Raw genomic sequence first — 18,988 nt, forward strand, 5'->3', positions numbered from 1 at the left:
AATAATTAGCAACATTTTATTAACAGAAAAGTAGCAATTGGTTTTTAAGTTGCGATTCATTTACATCGTATTGCTGTTACTGTCGTTGCCGCTCTTTGCACAAGAGTGGCAGCAGCAGCGTATTGACGCAAGCAGCAATCCGGACGAATGGATAACCAAAACCAATCAATGGATAAGCGAATACGATGAAGGTCGCGAATTCGAAAAGCTAGCACTCGCTTATGCCCTGCAATCTGAGGCCTACCGCTATTCCGGCAATGAAACCAAGCTTATTGAAACCGTTAAAGAAGGACTAAGATTCGCTAAATTAGCAGATTCTGAAGTCGCTTCCGCCCTGCTTCGTATCAATCAAACCTGGTATCAACTTCAGCGTGGTCAACTACAGCAAGCTAACGCCAGTGTCATTTATGCTATTGAAAACGCCAAAGCGTCGGGCAATGAAGACTTATTTATTGAAGCGGAGATACTTCACGCTCAAGTCATGCAACATGCCGGAGATATTGCTCAAGCACTAGAAATACTTGAAGAGGTAAACCGTGAAGCTTACAGCGCTATCCCCAAACTTCAGGTAGAGTTTCACGGGCTTATCGGCATTATCTACACCGATGTCGGTGCCTTTGATATCGCTATTGAACACACACTTGAAGCCTTAAAAGTTAGCAAGGAGCATCTTGGCCAGTGGGACACCTCGGTTCTAGAGTATAACCTTGCCAGAATTTATCATCAGGCGGGCCAGCCCAATAAAGCACGGCAACACTTTGAAAAAGCTCTGGAAATAAGCCGCGAAATAGAAGATGAACTCGGTGTCGCTTATGCGATGTTCCGTTTGGGAACATTAGAGCTGGATAATGAGAATTACCAAGCTGCCTTATCTAACTTTGAGCAAGCCTTGCCTCAGTTTCGGTCTGCCGGGGCACATCCCATGGAGGCCGAAACTCGACTCAGCCAGGTTGAAGTTTATTTGGCAACTCAGCAAGTAGAGGTCGCTCAACAAGAGCTTGAAGCCGCTACCTCATTAATCAATACACTTAACGATGACGGCCTGAAACAACGGCTTGAAAGCAAGTGGTCTCGCTATTACGAAAAAACCCAACAGTTTGAAAAGGCGCTAACACATTACAAAAGCTCGGTTGAGAAAATGAAAGCCGTGCAAGAGAACCTTCAGGACAAGCAAGTTCAGGAAGTTATGGTTCGCCTGGAGATTAAAGAGCAGGAAACAACGAACGAGCTTCTCAAAAAAGAAAACCAGATACAGCAACTAGCGTTACAAGAGCAGCAAAACTCTTATTATTTGCTCGTCTTGGCAATCATCACGGTTGCTTTGCTGGTTGTTATTATTTCTGGTTTCCTGCTCCAACAATGGCGAGCGCGTAAAAACTTTGCCGAGCTCGCTCTTAAAGACGATTTAACCCAGGCTCCTAACCGCCGAGCCATTGTGCAACGGTGCAAAAAAGAGTTAGAACAAGCTCAGGAACAAAACCGCAGCCTTGCCTTAGCAGTGGTCGACTTCGATTACTTCAAAAGTATCAACGACGAATTCGGACATGACGCCGGCGATCACGTATTACAAAGGTTTGCGAAGGTCGCCAATGAGTCCCTGCGGGAACAAGACAGTTACGGCCGTTTAGGCGGTGAGGAGTGGTTGCTGCTGTTCTTAGATGCCTCAAAAGAAGATGCCGAGCAGCTTTTCAAGCGACTTCAGGAAGGTTTGAACAGCCAACCGATAGAAGGCATTCCTGCAGACTATCAAATTACTTTTAGTATGGGCTTTACCGAAGCTCTGCCCGATGACTCCTTTGATGAACTCTACAAACGTGCCGATGACGTGCTTTACGACGCTAAAAACTCAGGGCGCCAGCGTTTAGTTATCGCTTAATTCTGCTAGGTTATGACTTATACAATGCAGTCCACCGCCGCCTAATACCAATTCCCGCGCAGGTACACTTAATACGGTTTTATCCGGGAGCACTTCTCGTATTATCGACAAGGCAATAGTGTCTTCCGGCAAGCCAAATTCCGGCACAACCACAAGAGCGTCAGTATGTAACACATTATTATAGCTGCACAGCAACGGAAGCTCTTCCGTTCCGTTTAAACTCGTCTGAAGCTGTTCCAGACTTTCTCGTTCAATCCGTGTCGGTCGCAATGGCTTAGGTAATGGAACGGCTACTTTCTGAATTGAATCAGGCAGCAGTTCAATAAGCTCCGCTAACCGCTTACAGGTTTTATAGTCGGGGTGGTTTTCGTCTTTAGTTAGCGCATAGATAAGAGTATTTTCATTAAGAAATAGCGCCATATTGTCCATATGTCCCTGAGTCTCATCAGCAGTCAGAGCGCCTTCAAAGAAAAACAACGACTCACCCGAAAAGCAGTCGTTTAGCTTATTCTTAATAACTTCTTTCGATAACGAGGGATTACGCTGAATAATGCTGGATAAGCCAACAAGCCATGTACCTTGACCATTATGAGTAAAGGTGCCCCCTTCTGTGACCAAATCACAGACTGATAACGAGCGTTCCAACTTTAACGACAGTTGTGAGGCTAAGGCTCTATCACACTCCACCGCTGACTGAACGCCGCCCCAACCATCAAATTGGAACACGATACCAGACGTCTGCCTCTTCTTTGAAAACCATAACGGCAGCGTGTCTCGTAGCCAAATATCATCGTATCGCTCGACGATAACAGAGCAGCAGTCATACAGCTTCTTTGGCACAGAATCTTGGTAGTTCGGATGAACCAGTAAAGTAACGGGAGTATAGTGACTGACCTGACGCGCCAGCTCAGCAATGACTTTGCGAGCGGGCAATGCATTGTCTCGCCAAACGTCCCGGCGGTAAGGCCAGGCTAAGAGTAAACGCTGGTTATCAGAAAAATCTGCTAACCAGCGCTTGGTAGAGCCTTTCATTATCTGCGACGCTTATCTGTCTTTTTGTATTCGCGGTGCTTTGCCGTCGCTCGGCGTATTTTAGCGAACTTACGCTGCCTGGACTCTTGATTCCGAGGGTCAATAAACGAACGCTCTTCAGGTGGCAGTTTCACCTGCTTTCTCAACGCATTCACTTGCTCCAGCGGCATTTCCGACCAGCCACCTTGCGGTAAGCCTTGCTCAAGAGGAATGTCACCGTAACGCACACGAATCAGTCGGCTCACCTGCACTTCCTGTGACTCCCACAAGCGGCGCACTTCACGGTTACGGCCTTCACTGATGGTTACGTGATACCAACGGTTCATGCCGTCACCACCAGCCGGCTTTATCGAATTAAAGTGCGCGGGGCCGTCTTCCAGCTGCACACCCTTTTTAAGACGACTCATCATTTTATCGTCGACTTCACCGAAAACACGCACTGCGTATTCGCGCTCAACCTGCTGGCTCGGATGCATTAACCGGTTGGCTAATTCGCCGTCGGTGGTAAATAACAACAAGCCTGAGGTATTTACATCAAGTCGACCAACAGCGACCCAACGCGCTCCGCTCATGCGCGGTAAACGGTCGTACACCGTTGGACGTCCTTCAGGATCTTTGCGTGTACACAACTCGCCTTCAGGCTTGTGGTACATCAAGACCCGGCAGATAACTTCTTTTTCAGGCTTTATTTCAACTTCATGACCATCAATGCGAACTTTTGCGTCTGCATCAACTCGCTCGCCCAGCTGCGCCACTTTTCCATTTACACGAATGCGTCCAGCAGCAATTTTGGCTTCAATTTCTCGTCTTGAGCCATGTCCTGAGCGGGCTAATACCTTTTGTAACTTTTCGGTCATTCTTACTGTTCTCTCTCGTTAATCGCTGTCTCAGCGGTACGTTCATCGTCTTCATCAAGCGTGTCGATATCCGGCAATTCGGACAAGTCACTTAAGTTAAAGTCATCTAAAAACTCTTTGGTGCTGGCGTACAGTTGCGGTCGCCCCGGTACTTCTTTATGGCCCACCACCTTTATCCAGTTTCTTTCCTGTAGTGTCTTAATAATATTACTACTGACACTCACACCCCGTATTTGTTCGATTTCACCCCGGGTAATAGGCTGTCTGTAAACAATCAAAGCCAGAGTTTCCAACAGGGCTTGAGAATACTTCTGAGGCTTTTCCTGCCATAACGAAGCGAGGCGCTGCCCAAGTTCCGCCCGTGTTTGAAACCGGTAACCAGAAGCCACCTTCACTAATTCAATACCACGCTCCTGGTAATCGGTTTGCAGTTCTTTCAGTAAGCCTTTAACCATAGTCAAAGAGGCTTCACCTTCGCTCAACAACAGTTGATGAAGCTGCTCTGCCGATAACGGCTGTGGATGGGCAAACAATGCCGCCTCTATTAGCTGTTTAAGCTGTAACTGATTCATCCTGCTGACGGTTTCTCAAACTGATGCGAATATCACTCATGGGTTCAACTTGCGACAATTCTATCATTGATTCCTTCACAAGTTCTAAAATTGCTAAAAAACTGACCACCGCACCTGCACGCCCCTCTGTGCGTTTAAACAACTGACTGAAAGCAACGTATTTTTTCTCAGACAACAATTCAATAACCTGACTCATACGTTGACGGGTCGACAGCTGCTCACGTTGAATATGATGATGGGCATTGAGTTCAACCTGCTGCAACACCCGGCTAAACGCGAGCGTTAAGTCTTCAATAGTCACTTCCGGTGGTGGTGTCGTCACATGCTCGCGCGCATCAGTTGCCACTTCGCTTAATAAAATATCCCGGCCAACCTGTGGTTGTGAATCAATATGCTCGGCACCCTCGCGTATCGCCTCATACTCTTTCAAGCGCCGCACCAGTTCTGCTCTTGGGTCTTCTTCCTCGTCGTCTTCCTGCGGTGGCTTCGGAAGCAGCAAGCGGCTTTTTATTTCCGCTAATATAGCCGCCATTACCAAATAGTCAGCCGCTAGCTCAAGCTTCAGCTCTTTCATCATTTCCACGTATTCGACGTACTGTCGGGTAATGGTGAGAATAGGCATATCGACAATATCGAGCTTTTGCTTGCGAATAAGGTATAAAAGCAAGTCCATAGGACCACTGAAGGTATCTAATATCACTTCCAGCGCGTCGGGCGGAATGTAGAGGTCTTCCGGTTTTTCAATAACCGGCTCTCCACGAACAAATCCCAGTGGTAACGACTGTTGTTCAGCCATTTAAGTCGCCTTAAAAATCAAAAGGTTCCGTCTCACCAGAGCCTTCACGACGTATCACCGGCGCTCCTTCTGACAGATCAACAACCGTAGTCGGTTGTTCGCCTAAGTGACCGCCATCAACAATTAAGTCGACTAATTTCTCAAGCTTATCGCGAATTTCTTCAGGGTCTGACTCAGCCAGTTCGCCATTTCCTAGAATAAGGCTGGTCGACATTAACGGCTCATTAAGCTCTTCTAAAAGCGCCATTGCAATACGGTTGGTTGGTACACGAATGCCGATAGTTTTCCGTTTTGGGTTCAACAGACGCTTCGGCACCTCTTTCGTGCCTTTTAAAATGAAGGTGTAAGGCCCCGGCGTGTTGTTTTTCAGTAACCGGAACGCATCGTTGTCGACGCGGGCAAAAGTTGATAACTCCGAGAGGTCACGGCACATCAACGTAAAGTTGTGTTCTTTATCGATATCACGAATACGGCAAATACGGTCTGCAGCCGCTTTATCGCCTATTTGGCAGCCAATGGCATACCCTGAGTCGGTTGGGTAAACCACAACCCCGCTTTGGCGAATAATTTGTACGGCTTGCTGAATTAAACGCGCCTGAGGATTTTCCGGATGAATTTCAAAAAATTGACTCATAACCTCCCCCAACCTTTTTCTACTGTGACCAATGCTCCCATATTGGCACACAGTCGGCTGGCAGACAAAGGTTTTTACCGAGCTCACGCCAATTGCCGGGGTAATGAAAATCAGACCCCTGAGACGCTTTTAAGCCATATTCCTGACTCATTTTAGCGAGCGCATCACGGTGTCCCGGTGACTGCTGGCTTAAACTGACTTCCATGCCATCAAGACCCCACTCCTTCCCCTCGACCAATAATCGACGCAGCCACTTATTCGACATTTTGTAGGCATGAGGATGTGCCAGTACAGCCTGGCCGCCGGCCTTATGAATAGCTTCAATGGCCTCAGGAATGTCGCACCACTGCGGCGTAACATAAGCGCTGTTGCCCTTTCCAATGTAATGATCGAACGCTTTTTGCGGATGGCTGACAATGCCTTTTTCGACCAGGGTATCGGCTATGTGTTTGCGGGTTGGCATGCCATCAACCTGACATTCCTCAGCAGACAACATGACACCACGCTTTTCCAGCTTTTCTAAAATGGCTGCAAAGCGGTCATAGCGCCGTTGCTGTTGTTGTGCCAACAAACCTTTTAAATGTTCGTTGTCAGGGTCAAAGTTCAAACCAACAATATGAATTTCAAAACTTTCCCAGCGACAGCTAATTTCCACGCCGTTAATAAACTGAAGCGGCAGCTGTTCTTTTTCGACCAACGCTCTTGCTTCAGCTATCCCTTCAACGCTGTCGTGGTCGGTTAACGCCAGTACATCGACGTTGTGCTCGCAGGCACGACGCAAAAGCTCCTCGACAGACAAGGAGCCATCTGAATGCGTGCTGTGACAATGCAGGTCGTATAAAGTCATTAAATCCTTGCTGCCAACTCGGTTCCCTGACGAATAGCGCGCTTCGCATCCAGCTCGGCCGCAACGTCAGCTCCACCAATTAAATGTACTGACTGACCGGCCGCTTCCAGAGCGTCGTGAAGTTCACGCTGAGGCACCTGACCGGCACAAATAACGATATTATCCACTTCCAACAACTGTTTTTCACCATTGCGCTCAATTTCTATGCCTTCCGGCACAATACGGTGGTAGGTGACACCGTTCCACATATTAACCGACTTACTTTTCAGCTCGTTGCGGTGCACCCAGCCGGATGTTTTACCCAAGCCTTTGCCGACTTTGCTCTCTTTACGTTGCAACAACCATACCTGACGCGGGCTTGGCTCTGGTTGCTGGGGTTTCAAGCCGCCACGATCGCTGTAGTCTTTGTCTATACCCCAGCGCTCGGACCACTCTTTTTCATCCAGCGTCAGTGACTTTTCGGTCGTTAAGTATTCAGAGACATCAAAACCAATACCACCGGCACCAATCACAGCCACTTTCTTACCCACAGCTTTGTGGTCGCGCAAAACATCTAAGTAGCCCAGAACATGCGGTAAATCGACACCAGGAATGTCGACCTTGCGAGGACTGACGCCGGTTGCCAGAACCACATCATCGTATTTTTCTGCCAGCAGGCCTTCACAACTTTGCTCTTTACCTAACTTAAGCTGCACACCAGTGTCTTCAATACGGTGTTTGAAGTAACGCAGCGTTTCATAGAATTCTTCTTTACCCGGAATTTGTTTCGCGTAGTTAAACTGACCGCCAATTTCCGCAGCTTTGTCATATAAGTCAACTTGGTGCCCCCTCTCTGCCGCATTGCAGGCAAAAGCTAAGCCCGCAGGCCCTGCGCCAATAACGGCCAGACGCTTTTTCTTATCAGCGGGCTTCATAACCAACTCTTGTTCATAGCAGGCTCTTGGGTTCACCAGACAAGAAGCTCGTTTATTCTCAAAGACATGATCTAAACACGCTTGGTTACAGGCAATGCAGGTATTAATGCGTTCAGACTGACCTTGTTCCGCTTTATTAACAAACTCTGGGTCAGCCAATAATGGCCGTGCCATAGACACCATGTCAGCCTGGTTACTTTCTAAAATATGCTCGGCAATTTCCGGCGTGTTGATACGATTAACAGCAACAACAGGTACCGACAACTCACGGCGCACGCGCTCAGTTATCCAGCTGAAGGCGCCACGTGGCACCGAGGTCACAATGGTTGGAACCCTTGCTTCGTGCCAGCCAATGCCGGTATTAATAATGGTCACGCCCGCCTGCTCCAGTAGCTTACCCAGCTGCAGCACTTCGTCCAGCTGATGTCCGTCTTCCACCAAATCCAGCATCGACAAGCGGAAAATAATAATCGATTTTTCACCCAAAGCGGCTCGCACGGCTTTAACAATTTCCAACGGAAAACGCATACGGTTTTCAAAGCTACCGCCCCAGTCGTCAGTGCGCTTATTGGTTCTTGGGCACAAAAACTGGTTAATCAGATAACCTTCCGAACCCATGATCTCAACACCATCATAACCGGCTTTCTGCGCTAACTTAGCGCCGCGGGCATAGTGTTTAATAGTTTTGAGAATTTGCCGTTCAGACATGGCTTTGGGTTTGAACGGGTTGATAGGCGCTTTTATCGCGCTGGGCGCTAACGAAAACGGATGGTAGCTGTAACGACCAGCGTGCAGAAGTTGCAGACAGATTTTACTGCCATACTTATGAACGGCATCGGTCACCTGGCGATGCTTACCAACATGCCAGGGCTTTGACATTTCACTGCCAAAGGGCGCTAAGCGTCCTCTAAAGTTTGGGCTAATGCCGCCTGTCACAATAAGCCCGACGCCACCTTTAGCACGCTCTTCATAAAAGCTGGCTAATTTACTAAAGCCATTTTTTTCTTCTTCCAGGCCAGTATGCATTGACCCCATCAGCACTCGGTTCTTTAACGTTGTAAAGCCAAGATCCAGGGGTTTTAGTAAATTTGGGTATGAATTTGCCACGCCAACCTCTTATTTTAAACGGGTGTTTAATTTTTCCTAACTGTACTGCGTAAACCCGTTTAACTCAAGATCAGAACGCCATAGCTTCACGCAATAAAAACCGTGAGAGCGCCATGCTGTCCACTTGCAGGCTCGAATTACCGCTTCGTACCTGCTCAACAACCTGATCTAAAATCGGCCAGAGTAATTCTTTCACCTGAGCATCAGGGTCTTGCATTGACTGTAAGTCGGTTAAAGCCAGCCCATCCACGTGAACACTGAGAATCGGTTCGCCTTTATCAAACAAATTAATAGTGACATTGTCCATCACCCATTCATCGACCTGCCAGCGAAGCGGTACCGAGTTTACTTTTTGCACTCTCATGTCACTCATTTGCTTTAAAAACTCATGCAAATTTGAGCGCCCTGTTCCGTAATAGGAAACCGTAAGCTGAGCATCTGACACCGCTATTTTAGAGATATCGACACGACTACTGCCTAACGCCTGCCAGTCTCCGGTCAAAACAAGCTGTTTCGCCAGCAATAACTGATTCTCTGGCTCTGATAATTCGTCAACACGGGTCGCAAGGCGAACTTTATTTGCTGTTAAGCCGTTGGTCAGTGAGTTTACCTGTAGCTCGCTAACCTCTAAATCTGCGTTTAGCTGCTCTGACGCCATAGTTTGTAAGCCATCTTTCATGGCGTCGGACAAGCTTTGAGCAAACACCGAAATGCTGCTCAGTGACAATAAAAGGCCACACCCCGCAGCCACTAGTTTGTTTTTCATCATAGTTAACCTCTAAAGTCCAATCTTTTAAAACCAGACTAAAAACGAGAGTCCAGTCGCAGGAATAAACCCAATAATCGCATAACCTTTGACTCTTTAAAGTAATTATTTGTTAATCTGAAGCGACATTATAAAAAACGGAGAACAATCTCATGCGAAAGAGTCTCGCTCTAATTGCTTCTTTGTCACTAATGGGTTGCTCTGTAGTATCTGCACCTGTTGTTGCCGAAGAGAGTTCAACGAATCATAAACGCATGTTGCCGGTCGACACCGAAGTAGTCACGGAACACAGCGTTGAAATTAAGGGAGAAACCGTCGACTATACAGCGACAGCCGGTACTCAACCAGTATGGGACGACGAAGGTAATCCAATCGCGTCACTATTCTATACCTACTATGAGCGTCAGGATGTCGATAATCGTGAATCTCGCCCTATTGTGTACTCATTCAATGGTGGTCCGGGCTCGGCATCGGTTTGGATGCACATTGCCTACACAGGTCCAAAAGTATTAAACCTGAGCGACGAAGGTTATCCAGTTCAGCCTTATGGCGTGCAGGACAACCCGCACTCTATTCTCGATGTCGCTGACATTGTTTTCATTAACCCGGTGAATACCGGTTACTCGCGCGTTCTGCCAAATGAAGACGGCAAAATGCCTTCGCGTGCAGAGCAAAAAGAAAAGTTCTTCGGCGTTAATGCCGACGTTAAATATCTTGCCGAGTGGATGAACACCTTTACTTCACGCATGAACCGCTGGCAGTCACCTAAGTACCTAATTGGCGAAAGCTATGGTACAACTCGTGTATCGGGTCTTGCACTGGAGCTGCAAAACAGCCAGTGGATGTACCTGAACGGCGTTATTCTGGTGTCACCAACTGATATTGGTATTGACCGCGACGGCCCGGTAAAACAAGCTAACCAGCTGCCTTATTTTGCTGCAGCCGCCTGGTATCACGATGCACTGCCAGACGCTTTGCAAAACAAAGATCTGGAAGAAATGCTACCAGAAGTTGAGCGTTTCGCACTTGAGCAATACCTGCCAGCATTAGCGAAAGGCGCTATGCTGACCGGTGAAGCCCGCGAGCAAATGGCTGAGCGTGTGGCCTATTACTCCGGGTTATCTAAGCAAGCGGTATTAGATAACAACCTAGCGCCGAGCACCTGGTATTTCTGGAAAGAACTCCTGCGTGAGCGTGACCGCACTATTGGCCGCCTTGACTCGCGCTATTTAGGTTTGGATGAAAAACGCTCAGGCGACCGTCCTGACTACAACGCTGAATTAACATCGTGGTTGCACTCGTTCACGCCAGCCATTAACTATTACCTGCGCGAAGAACTCAACTTCGAAACCGACATTAAATACAACATGTTTGGTCCGGTTCACCCGTGGGATCGCTCAAACAACAACACCGGCAAGCAGTTACGTCAGGCGATGGCTCAAAACCCTTACCTGAATGTGCTGATTCAGTCAGGCTACTTTGACGGCGCAACTAACTATTTCGATGCGAAGTACAACATGTGGCACTTAGATCCGAGTACGCAAATGAGCGACCGTATCGACTTTAAAGGCTACCGCAGTGGCCACATGATGTACTTACGTCGTGCCGACCTGGAGAAAGCCAATGACGATTTACGTGAGTTTATTCGTCAGTCTGACTCTAAAGGTCAGCCGGCTGAATATAAGTAACTATTTGCATACACAAGTCAAAACAACTGTTGACAGACTTCCGCACAAGCGTTAGTTTGTCAGCATTAACGCAAATTAAGAGAGCTATACAACTTATGTTTTTACGTACAACAACCCAACATTGGTGGTGGCACTTCCCGAACGAGCGGGTGGTGTAGTTGTGCGTGTAACGTAAATAGCTTCACTTTGAGAAACCCGCTCCTTTGAGCGGGTTTTTTATTGCCGTTTCACTGGAGCAGGTTTAAAAATCAACAAGAGAAAACGAGGTCTGAGGTGGACAACCTGACAACTGAACAAGACGGCAATTTGGAGACACTGAGAGTCTCACTGCCTTATCAAGCAGAGCCGCTGCAGGTTTACCAAAATACCTGCCAAACCAATGGTGCTCATTTATTGCTTGATTCGGCTGACATTGGTACCAAACAACAAGTCAAAAGCTTATTGCTGATTGATGCCGCGTTGCAGCTTACCTGTAACGAGCAACAAGTGACCATTCAGGCGTTGACAGATAATGGTAACGCCCTGCTTCCATGGATTCAGAAAAAACTGGAAAGCTGTGCAACCATTACTGCGCTCGGTAATGGCTTAGTCGCCGATTTCACCCTTGCCGCCCCGTCTCAAGGGGACGTGCCGGTAGATGAAGACTCCCGCTTGCGTCAAATCAGCAACATGGAGCCATTACGCATTCTTCAGCAGCAATTAATGAAAGCAAACGACACAGCTCAAAAGCACCCATTTTCAGTGTTTCTTGGCGGTGCCTTTGCCTATGACTTTGTTGCCAGCTACGAGCCGTTACCACAAGTTGAAGAAGGTGAGAACGACTGCCCTGATTACGTTTTTTACTTAGCTGAAACACTACTCATTATTGATCATCAAGCGCAAACCACCGAACTGCTTGGCAGTGTGTTTGGGGGCAAAGACCATGATAAGCGTTACCAGGCCATGAGTCAGCGTGTTGGTGAACTAGCGGCGCGCTGCCAGTTACCGGCAATAACACCGGAACCACTGCCGGTTGATGTCTCAGTAACCGCAACACCCTCGGCCGACGAGTTTGCTTCCATTGTTACCCAACTGAAAAAGAACATCGTCGCTGGAGATATTTTCCAGGTAGTGCCGTCGCGCCGGTTTAAAATGCCCTGCCCGGAGCCTCTGGCTGCCTACAATCAGTTAAAGAAGAACAATCCGTCGCCTTATATGTTTTTTATGAGTCACCCGGATTTCTGCCTGTTTGGCGCTTCACCTGAGTCCGCACTCAAGTACCAAAAAGATTCGAACCAAGTCGAGCTATATCCTATCGCCGGTACGCGCCCACGCGGCAAAAATGCGGACGGCAGTATTAATCTCGACTTAGACAGCCGTATGGAGTTGGAATTAAGACTCGACCAAAAGGAGCTGGCTGAACATTTAATGCTGGTGGACTTAGCCCGCAACGACCTCGCACGTATTAGTGAAACCGGCAGCCGTTATGTCGCCGATTTACTGCAAGTGGACCGTTACTCGCAAGTCATGCACCTAGTATCACGCGTGGTAGCGAAATTAAGAGACGACTGCGACGCTTTGCACGCTTATCGGGCTTGCATGAATATGGGCACCTTGGTTGGCGCTCCCAAAGTCAGCGCCGCGACATTAATTCGTCAGGTAGAAAAGCAGCGTCGCGGTAGTTACGGCGGAGCCGTTGGTTATCTTGCCGGAAATGGCGACATGGATACCTGCATTGTCATTCGCTCGGCGTTCGTTAAAAACGGCGAAGCCATAGTGCAGGCTGGTGCCGGCGTCGTTCACGATTCAAACCCTGACAGCGAAGTTGCAGAAACAGAAAGTAAAGCCAAAGCCGTTATTTTAGCGATTCAACAGGCGCATTCAGTTCAGGAGGATACGTTTCAACACAGCACGGTTCAACAAGGAGTGCAATCATGACGCAACCAACTCGTATTGTACTCATTGATAACGTCGACTCGTTTTCTTACAACCTGGTCGATGAACTAAGGCAACTGGGTTATCCGCTGGTGGTCTATCGTAATCAGCTGGCTGCTGAAGACGTCATAAGACAATTAGACAATTATCAGGGACAGCAACTGGTGTGTCTGTCTCCGGGGCCGGGTCACCCCGCTAATGCCGGTAATTTAATGGAGATTATTCGCTTTTGCAGCGGTCGTATTCCAATGCTGGGCATTTGTCTGGGCTTTCAGGCATTGGTTGAATACGCGGGTGGCCGAGTCGATACCTGTGGCGAAATCGTTCACGGTAAAACCGCCGTTGTTGACACGATTCAGCATAAAGTATTTACCAAGGCTACTGACAACAACCAATGTGTTGTCGCTCGTTATCATTCGTTAAGTGGTTACGACCTGCCGGACACCGTAAAGGTCATTGGGCAAATTAACGGTCCCGAAGGTGCTATTCCCATGGCGGCAGAGTTTCTTGATAGTCACGGCCATAGCGACGCTATTGGTTTTCAATTCCACCCCGAGTCGTTGCTAACGCCAAAGGGAAAACAATTACTCAGTAACAGCATTCATTATTTATTGGAAGGAGCACAGCCATGAAGGCCATACAAACTCTGATGTCCGGTGAGTCTCTGACACAAGGTCAAACCCGTGAGTTTTTCCAGCGCTTGATTAAAGGCGAGCTCAACGATACTCAAGTCACAGCCGCACTGATTGCCATGAAAATGCGTGGCGAAACGCCGGCTGAACTAGCCGGTGCCGCTGAAGCTATTTTGTCAGCAGCGAAGCCTTTTGTTCGCCCGGATTCAACCGTTATTGACAGCTGTGGTACCGGCGGCGATGGCAGTAACACTATGAATATCTCGACCACCGCCGCTTTGGTAGCAGCCAGCATGGGACTGGCGGTTGCTAAACACGGTAACCGCAGTGTGTCCTCGCGGTCAGGGTCTGCAGACGTTTTAGAGTCGTTAAAACTGCGCGTCAACTTAGACCCGTCTGACGCTTCTTCGCAACTGGCAGATAACGGTTTTTGCTTTCTGTTTGCGCCACACTATCACCCGGGTATTAAACACGCGATGCCGGTAAGACAAACCTTAAAAACACGGACTCTGTTTAATTTAATTGGACCACTGGTTAACCCGGCGCGCCCTGACGCACAGCTTCTGGGCGTGTACAGCGATGAATGGGTACAACCAATGGCTGAAACCCTGCAAAGGTTAGGTGTGAAGCGTGCTATGGTTGTCCACGGCAGTGGTTTGGATGAACTGGCTCTGCATGGACCAACCCGAATCATTGAACTACGTGATGGTGAGCTTAACGAGTATCAGGTAGAGCCCGCTGACTTCGGGGTACCATCGGCACCGCTCAGTGAATTAAAAGGTGGGGACGCTGACTTTAACGCTCGCATACTCGAAGATATTTTGGCCGGTGGAGGCAGTCCTGCACAGCGCCACTCTGTTGCCATGAATGTTGCTGCCCTGCTGTATTTAAGCGGACAATACGACAATATGAAAGCGGCCACAGCGGCGACCCTTGAGCATTTAGATACCGGGCAGGCGCTGTTGCACTTACGCCGTGTTCAGGACGCTCAGGAGACGTATCATGTCTAATGCAATATCACTGCAAAAAAACGTACTAAAAACCATTGTTGATCGCAAAGTTGAGCAAAACAAAGTCCAGTCTGAGCTTATGCCACTGAGTGAGATAAAGCCTCAACTAAGCCGCAGCGACAGAAGCTTATATGAAGCATTGAACGGTGAGCAGGCAGGCTTTATTCTGGAGTGCAAAAAGGCGTCTCCGTCAAAAGGTCTCATTCGTGCCAATTTTGACGCTCCTGAGCTGGCAAAGAGCTACGCACCCTACGCAGCTGCTATTTCGGTTCTCACAGAGCCGGAGTTTTTCCAGGGTCGCTTGGACTACCTGACAGCCGTTCGCCAGCAAGTGACTCAGCCAGTACTGTGCAAAGACTTTTTCATTGACGAAGAGCAGGTTTACCGTGCTCGCTACTTTGGCGCGGACGCCATTTTACTGATGTTGTCAGTGCTTAATGACGAACAATACACCGCGCTTCGCGATATCGCTGATTCACTTAGTATGGATGTTCTGACTGAGGTTGCTAACGAAGAAGAAATGCAGCGAGCGGTTAAATTAGATGCCCGTATTATTGGTATTAACCATCGCGATTTAACCGACTTAAGCATTGACCCGAACCGCAGTGCGGAGTTAGCACCGTTAGCACCGCAGGGTGCGCTGCTAGTCGCGGAATCAGGCTTTTCAACACATGCAGACATTCGCCGGGTTGCTCCTTACGTTAATGGCTTTTTAGTCGGCAGTGCCTTGAGCGCACAACCCAATGTCGATTTAGCCTGTCGCGAGCTGCTTTTTGGGCAAAACAAAGTTTGTGGTTTAACGCGCCCAGAAGATGCCATTAACGCACGCTCACAAGGTGCAGCCTACGGCGGTTTGATATTTGTCGAACATTCGGCTCGTTGCATTACTATCGAGAGCGCTCAGCAAATAACAACTGAAGTCAACGGCCTAAATTATGTTGGTATATTTGCCGACACCGCCTTGCAGAAAGTGATTGAAACCGTTTCTGAGGCAGGGTTGTCAGTGATTCAATTACACGGGCACGAAGACATCGATTACATCGTGCAACTGCGCCAGCAACTGCGTGAACAAGGTCTTAGTGCTGTAAAAATATGGAAGGCACTGGCTATTGAGACACCAACCCAATTACCTGACTTACCCGTCGATGGCTTTGTACTGGACAACCGCAAAGGCGGTAGTGGCCAGACATTTGACTGGTCATTATTAGAAAACTTAACGTCCGGGCAGCGTCAGCGTTGCCTATTGGCAGGCGGTATTGGTCCTGAAAGTATTGATGAGGCAATAACACTTGGCTTTGCCGGTGTCGATATGAACTCTCGTGTGGAATGGACGCCGGGCATTAAAAATAGCCAGAAAGTATCGCAAACATTCATGAAAATTCGCCAGTATGGGCGATTTTCAGATCAACAAGTTTCTAAACGCATTCAACAGGAGGCTGTATGAGTCAGTCATTACCCGCTTATTTTGGCGATTTCGGCGGCCAGTTTGTTCCTGAAATCTTATTACCGGCTCTTGAGCAGCTCGAGCAAGCTTTTATTGACGCGCAGCAAGACGAAGAGTTTCAGGCGGAGTTTCGGGGGTTGCTGAAAAACTACCTTGGCAGACCAACACCGCTGAGCCTATGCCGTAATTTGCCGCTGGAGAGCTCAAACAACACCAAAATTTATTTAAAACGTGAAGACTTACTTCACGGCGGAGCCCACAAAACCAACCAGGTGCTGGGACAGGCATTACTGGCTAAGCGCATGGGTAAAACACGTATTATTGCGGAAACCGGTGCCGGTCAGCACGGTACGGCAACGGCCCTTGCCTGCGCCCTGCTCGATTTAGAGTGCATTATTTACATGGGTAAAAAGGACGCCGAGCGCCAGCAACCCAATGTCTTTCGCATGGAGCTTATGGGGGCAACGGTTATTCCCGTCGATACCGGCAGCGGTACCCTGAAAGATGCAGTTAACGAAGCCTTGCGCGACTGGACGGCCAGCTACCCTAATACTCATTATTTGTTAGGAACAGCGGCGGGTGCACACCCTTTCCCAACCATTGTGCGCGAGTTCCATCGCATGATTGGTGAAGAGGCTAAAGCTCAAATTAAGGAGCAGGCAGGACGTTTACCCGACGAAGTCATTGCCTGCGTTGGTGGTGGCTCCAATGCTATTGGAATGTTTGCGGACTTCATTGACGAAGAAGGTGTTGATTTAGTCGGTGTCGAGCCTGCTGGTAAAGGGGTCGAAACCTCTCATCACGGTGCGACGCTTACCGCCGGCAAACCGGGTATTTTGCACGGTTGCCTGTCGTTCTTAATGCAGGACACCGAAGGCCAAATTGAAGAATCGTATTCGGTTTCAGCCGGCCTCGACTACCCGGGTGTTGGTCCGCAGCACGCACACTTAAAAGCTATTGGTCGCGCGCGCTACGAGTCCGTTACTGATGAGGAAGCGCTGGAGGCATTTAAGCTATTGTCGCGTCATGAAGGCATTATTCCAGCGCTGGAGTCAGCTCATGCATTAGCTTATGCATTAAAACGCGCCGCAGAGCCTGACGCTCCTGAAATTCTGCTTATTAATTTATCGGGGCGTGGTGACAAAGACATTGATCATGTTCGTCGTATTTTTAATGCCCAGGAAAAAGCCTCGGAGGGACAGCAATAATGAGCCGTTACAAAGACTGTTTTGCTAATTTAAAAGCCAATAATCAAGGCGCTTTTGTTCCTTTTGTTACGCTTGGTGACCCAACACCTGAGCAAAGCCTTGAAGTTATAAAGGCACTCATTGACGGTGGCGCTGACGCGCTGGAGTTAGGTTTGCCATTTTCCGATCCTGTCGCCGACGGACCAGTGATTCAGCGTGCCAACTTACGCGCACTGGATGCAGGCACTAACTTTAGTGATATTTTGAAGATTTTAAAAGCTGTTCGCGACTATTCACCACAAATACCCATAGGTTTACTCGTTTATGCGAACTTAATTTACGCCAAGGGTGTTCGTGAGTTTTATCAGCAAATGAAAGATGTTGGTGTCGATTCAGTACTTATTGCGGATGTTCCTACCAAAGAAGCTAAGCGATTTGCGGAAATTGCAAAAGACATTGGTATAGACGCTGTGTTCATTGCACCGCCTGACGCCAGCGATGCCCTACTGCAAACCATTGCAACGGAATGCTCGGGCTATGTGTATTTATTGAGTCGCTCAGGAGTTACCGGCGCAGAGACACAAATGCAAGCGCCCGCCTCAGAGCTTATCGATAAATTGAAAAACGCCGGGGCGCCCCCCATTTTGCTCGGCTTTGGCATATCGCAACCTGAGCATGTGCAAAAGGCTTTGGCTGCAGGAGCAAACGGTGCCATTAGCGGCTCAGCTGTGGTTGCGCTTATTGAGAAAAACCTCGACAATAACACGCAACAACTTGCGGACTTAAAAGCTTTTACGCAAAGCATGAAAGCCGCTACATCGCTGAAATAAAGAAAAACGAAACACCGGAGTAGTAGATGGCCCTGTTATTAGAATATATACCGATTATCGCCTTTTTTGTATTCTACAAAATGGCTGACATTTATGTCGCAACCGGTGTTTTAATGGCAGGGACTGTGGTCCAGTTTATTGGGTTGAAACTAATTAAGCATCCTATGACAACCCGACATTGGGTTTTACCCCTAGTCGTAATTGGTTTCGGTTCACTGACTCTGCTTCTGCATGATGACTGGTTCATAAAAATGAAAGTATCAGTTATTTACGCTGCTATAGCACTTTTTCTGGCAGGCAGCTTACTACTGAAAAAGAAAAACCCTATCCAGTCAATTAGAGGGCAGAACATCGAATTACCAAATTTTGTATGGATTCGGTTAACCTATTCCTGGATTGTTTACTGCCTTTTCCTTGCAGCTATTAACCTCTACATTGCTGAATTTTTGAGTCAGGAAGTATGGGTGAACTTCAAAGTCTTCGGGATTCTGATTGCAACATTTTTGTTTATTTTAGGTACTGAAATTTATATAAACAAATACGCAGAAGATGAGGAGAACACTCAATAATGTGGTTCGTTATTTTTGCAGAAGATCACCCGGACTCACTGGAAGCGCGCAAGCGAGCCCGCCCTGCTCATCTTGAGCGTCTAAAGGCATTACAAAACGACGGACGTTTGCTGGTTGCGGGTCCATGCCCTGCCATAGCCGAACTTGACCCGGGCGTACTGGGTTATACTGGCTCTGTGGTTATTGCTGAGTTCGACACTCTGCAAGACGCTGAGCAATGGGCAAATGACGATCCATACTGGGAAGCCGGGGTTTACAAAAAAGCGACGGTAAAACCCTTCAATGCCGTGCTCCCCAATTAATTGTCACTATG

General features: G+C 48.2%; 18 protein-coding genes and 1 other annotated feature. Of the genes, 10 read left to right on the forward strand and 8 right to left on the reverse strand.

All coding sequences use genetic code 11. From position 1 onward, the window contains the following. The first annotated feature begins 49 nt into the window (after positions 1-49). Positions 50-1,876 carry a tetratricopeptide repeat-containing diguanylate cyclase gene (locus tag B3850_RS04625; RefSeq protein WP_286911445.1) on the forward strand — a complete coding sequence of 609 codons (1,827 nt, stop codon included), beginning with the start codon at positions 50-52 and terminating at the stop codon, positions 1,874-1,876. Here B3850_RS04625 and B3850_RS04630 read toward each other — a convergent pair. The 8 genes from B3850_RS04630 to B3850_RS04665 form a co-directional block, all read right to left on the reverse strand. Beyond that, positions 1,862-2,908, reverse strand: coding sequence for an agmatine deiminase family protein (locus B3850_RS04630; RefSeq protein ID WP_286911446.1), 1,047 nt, complete (start codon positions 2,906-2,908; stop codon positions 1,862-1,864). The genes B3850_RS04625 and B3850_RS04630 overlap by 15 nt on opposite strands. After that, the gene (gene rluB, locus B3850_RS04635; protein ID WP_053952516.1) at positions 2,908-3,765 is read right to left on the reverse strand and encodes a 23S rRNA pseudouridine(2605) synthase RluB; all 858 of its coding nucleotides are present in this window, start codon (positions 3,763-3,765) and stop codon (positions 2,908-2,910) included. The genes B3850_RS04630 and rluB overlap by 1 nt, the downstream gene beginning before the upstream one ends. A 2-nt stretch (positions 3,766-3,767) precedes the next feature. Further along, entirely contained in the window at positions 3,768-4,337 is a 570-nt protein-coding gene (gene scpB / locus B3850_RS04640; RefSeq protein ID WP_053952517.1) for an SMC-Scp complex subunit ScpB, read from the reverse strand. Next, positions 4,318-5,133: a segregation and condensation protein A gene (locus tag B3850_RS04645; RefSeq protein ID WP_058578798.1), complete on the reverse strand. Its 816-nt coding sequence runs from the start codon at positions 5,131-5,133 to the stop codon at positions 4,318-4,320. The genes scpB and B3850_RS04645 overlap by 20 nt, the downstream gene beginning before the upstream one ends. 10 nt (positions 5,134-5,143) lie before the next feature. Then, positions 5,144-5,767 carry an L-threonylcarbamoyladenylate synthase gene (locus B3850_RS04650; protein ID WP_286874174.1) on the reverse strand — a complete coding sequence of 208 codons (624 nt, stop codon included), beginning with the start codon at positions 5,765-5,767 and terminating at the stop codon, positions 5,144-5,146. 19 nt (positions 5,768-5,786) lie between these two features. Continuing rightward, positions 5,787-6,614, reverse strand: a complete 828-nt coding sequence (locus B3850_RS04655) for a PHP domain-containing protein (protein ID WP_053952520.1) — start codon at positions 6,612-6,614, stop codon at positions 5,787-5,789. Continuing rightward, complete coding sequence (locus B3850_RS04660) at positions 6,614-8,635, reverse strand: NADPH-dependent 2,4-dienoyl-CoA reductase (RefSeq protein ID WP_053952521.1); 2,022 nt, start codon at positions 8,633-8,635, stop codon at positions 6,614-6,616. The genes B3850_RS04655 and B3850_RS04660 overlap by 1 nt, the downstream gene beginning before the upstream one ends. Before the next feature lie 70 nt (positions 8,636-8,705). Then, positions 8,706-9,404 carry a hypothetical protein gene (locus tag B3850_RS04665; protein ID WP_286874178.1) on the reverse strand — a complete coding sequence of 233 codons (699 nt, stop codon included), beginning with the start codon at positions 9,402-9,404 and terminating at the stop codon, positions 8,706-8,708. Between the two features lie 149 nt (positions 9,405-9,553). Between B3850_RS04665 and B3850_RS04670 the strand changes: the two genes are divergently transcribed. The 9 genes from B3850_RS04670 (at position 9,554) to B3850_RS04710 (ending at position 18,977) form a co-directional block, all read left to right on the forward strand. Beyond that, positions 9,554-11,089 carry a S10 family peptidase gene (locus B3850_RS04670; protein WP_286911447.1) on the forward strand — a complete coding sequence of 512 codons (1,536 nt, stop codon included), beginning with the start codon at positions 9,554-9,556 and terminating at the stop codon, positions 11,087-11,089. Positions 11,090-11,205: 116 nt separating this feature from the next. Further along, positions 11,206-11,310, forward strand: a sequence feature (Trp leader region). 52 nt (positions 11,311-11,362) lie between these two features. Next, positions 11,363-13,006: an anthranilate synthase component 1 gene (locus B3850_RS04675; protein WP_286911448.1), complete on the forward strand. Its 1,644-nt coding sequence runs from the start codon at positions 11,363-11,365 to the stop codon at positions 13,004-13,006. Next, positions 13,003-13,635 (forward strand): anthranilate synthase component II, encoded by a 633-nt coding sequence (locus tag B3850_RS04680; RefSeq protein ID WP_286874354.1) that lies wholly within the window; start codon positions 13,003-13,005, stop codon positions 13,633-13,635. The genes B3850_RS04675 and B3850_RS04680 overlap by 4 nt, the downstream gene beginning before the upstream one ends. Continuing rightward, complete coding sequence (trpD, locus tag B3850_RS04685; RefSeq protein WP_286874352.1) at positions 13,632-14,645, forward strand: anthranilate phosphoribosyltransferase; 1,014 nt, start codon at positions 13,632-13,634, stop codon at positions 14,643-14,645. The genes B3850_RS04680 and trpD overlap by 4 nt, the downstream gene beginning before the upstream one ends. Further along, the gene (trpCF, locus tag B3850_RS04690) at positions 14,638-16,089 is read left to right on the forward strand and encodes a bifunctional indole-3-glycerol-phosphate synthase TrpC/phosphoribosylanthranilate isomerase TrpF (protein WP_286874350.1); all 1,452 of its coding nucleotides are present in this window, start codon (positions 14,638-14,640) and stop codon (positions 16,087-16,089) included. Before trpD ends, trpCF begins: the two co-directional genes overlap by 8 nt. Then, the gene (trpB, locus tag B3850_RS04695) at positions 16,086-17,297 is read left to right on the forward strand and encodes a tryptophan synthase subunit beta (protein WP_286911449.1); all 1,212 of its coding nucleotides are present in this window, start codon (positions 16,086-16,088) and stop codon (positions 17,295-17,297) included. The genes trpCF and trpB overlap by 4 nt, the downstream gene beginning before the upstream one ends. Beyond that, entirely contained in the window at positions 17,297-18,106 is an 810-nt protein-coding gene (trpA, locus tag B3850_RS04700; RefSeq protein WP_286911451.1) for a tryptophan synthase subunit alpha, read from the forward strand. The genes trpB and trpA overlap by 1 nt, the downstream gene beginning before the upstream one ends. Positions 18,107-18,132: 26 nt before the next feature. After that, entirely contained in the window at positions 18,133-18,675 is a 543-nt protein-coding gene (locus B3850_RS04705; protein ID WP_053952529.1) for an inner membrane-spanning protein YciB, read from the forward strand. Then, complete coding sequence (locus B3850_RS04710; protein WP_053952530.1) at positions 18,675-18,977, forward strand: YciI family protein; 303 nt, start codon at positions 18,675-18,677, stop codon at positions 18,975-18,977. The genes B3850_RS04705 and B3850_RS04710 overlap by 1 nt, the downstream gene beginning before the upstream one ends. The last annotated feature ends 11 nt before the right edge of the window (positions 18,978-18,988 follow it).

The sequence above is a fragment of the Idiomarina sp. UBA4520 genome (assembly GCF_002388365.1).
Taxonomy (GTDB): domain Bacteria; phylum Pseudomonadota; class Gammaproteobacteria; order Enterobacterales; family Alteromonadaceae; genus Idiomarina; species Idiomarina zobellii.

Excerpts from the sequence above, each read along its gene's own strand:
- B3850_RS04630 (WP_286911446.1), bottom strand. The coding sequence starts at position 2,908 with ATGAAAGGCTCTACCAAGCGCTGGTTAGCAGATTTTTCTGATAACCAG.
- rluB (WP_053952516.1), bottom strand. The coding sequence starts at position 3,765 with ATGACCGAAAAGTTACAAAAGGTATTAGCCCGCTCAGGACATGGCTCA.
- scpB (WP_053952517.1), bottom strand. The coding sequence starts at position 4,337 with ATGAATCAGTTACAGCTTAAACAGCTAATAGAGGCGGCATTGTTTGCC.
- B3850_RS04645 (WP_058578798.1), bottom strand. The coding sequence starts at position 5,133 with ATGGCTGAACAACAGTCGTTACCACTGGGATTTGTTCGTGGAGAGCCG.
- B3850_RS04650 (WP_286874174.1), bottom strand. The coding sequence starts at position 5,767 with ATGAGTCAATTTTTTGAAATTCATCCGGAAAATCCTCAGGCGCGTTTA.
- B3850_RS04655 (WP_053952520.1), bottom strand. The coding sequence starts at position 6,614 with ATGACTTTATACGACCTGCATTGTCACAGCACGCATTCAGATGGCTCC.
- B3850_RS04665 (WP_286874178.1), bottom strand. The coding sequence starts at position 9,404 with ATGATGAAAAACAAACTAGTGGCTGCGGGGTGTGGCCTTTTATTGTCA.
- B3850_RS04670 (WP_286911447.1), top strand. The coding sequence starts at position 9,554 with ATGCGAAAGAGTCTCGCTCTAATTGCTTCTTTGTCACTAATGGGTTGC.
- B3850_RS04680 (WP_286874354.1), top strand. The coding sequence starts at position 13,003 with ATGACGCAACCAACTCGTATTGTACTCATTGATAACGTCGACTCGTTT.
- trpD (WP_286874352.1), top strand. The coding sequence starts at position 13,632 with ATGAAGGCCATACAAACTCTGATGTCCGGTGAGTCTCTGACACAAGGT.
- trpCF (WP_286874350.1), top strand. The coding sequence starts at position 14,638 with ATGTCTAATGCAATATCACTGCAAAAAAACGTACTAAAAACCATTGTT.
- trpB (WP_286911449.1), top strand. The coding sequence starts at position 16,086 with ATGAGTCAGTCATTACCCGCTTATTTTGGCGATTTCGGCGGCCAGTTT.
- trpA (WP_286911451.1), top strand. The coding sequence starts at position 17,297 with ATGAGCCGTTACAAAGACTGTTTTGCTAATTTAAAAGCCAATAATCAA.
- B3850_RS04705 (WP_053952529.1), top strand. The coding sequence starts at position 18,133 with ATGGCCCTGTTATTAGAATATATACCGATTATCGCCTTTTTTGTATTC.
- B3850_RS04710 (WP_053952530.1), top strand. The coding sequence starts at position 18,675 with ATGTGGTTCGTTATTTTTGCAGAAGATCACCCGGACTCACTGGAAGCG.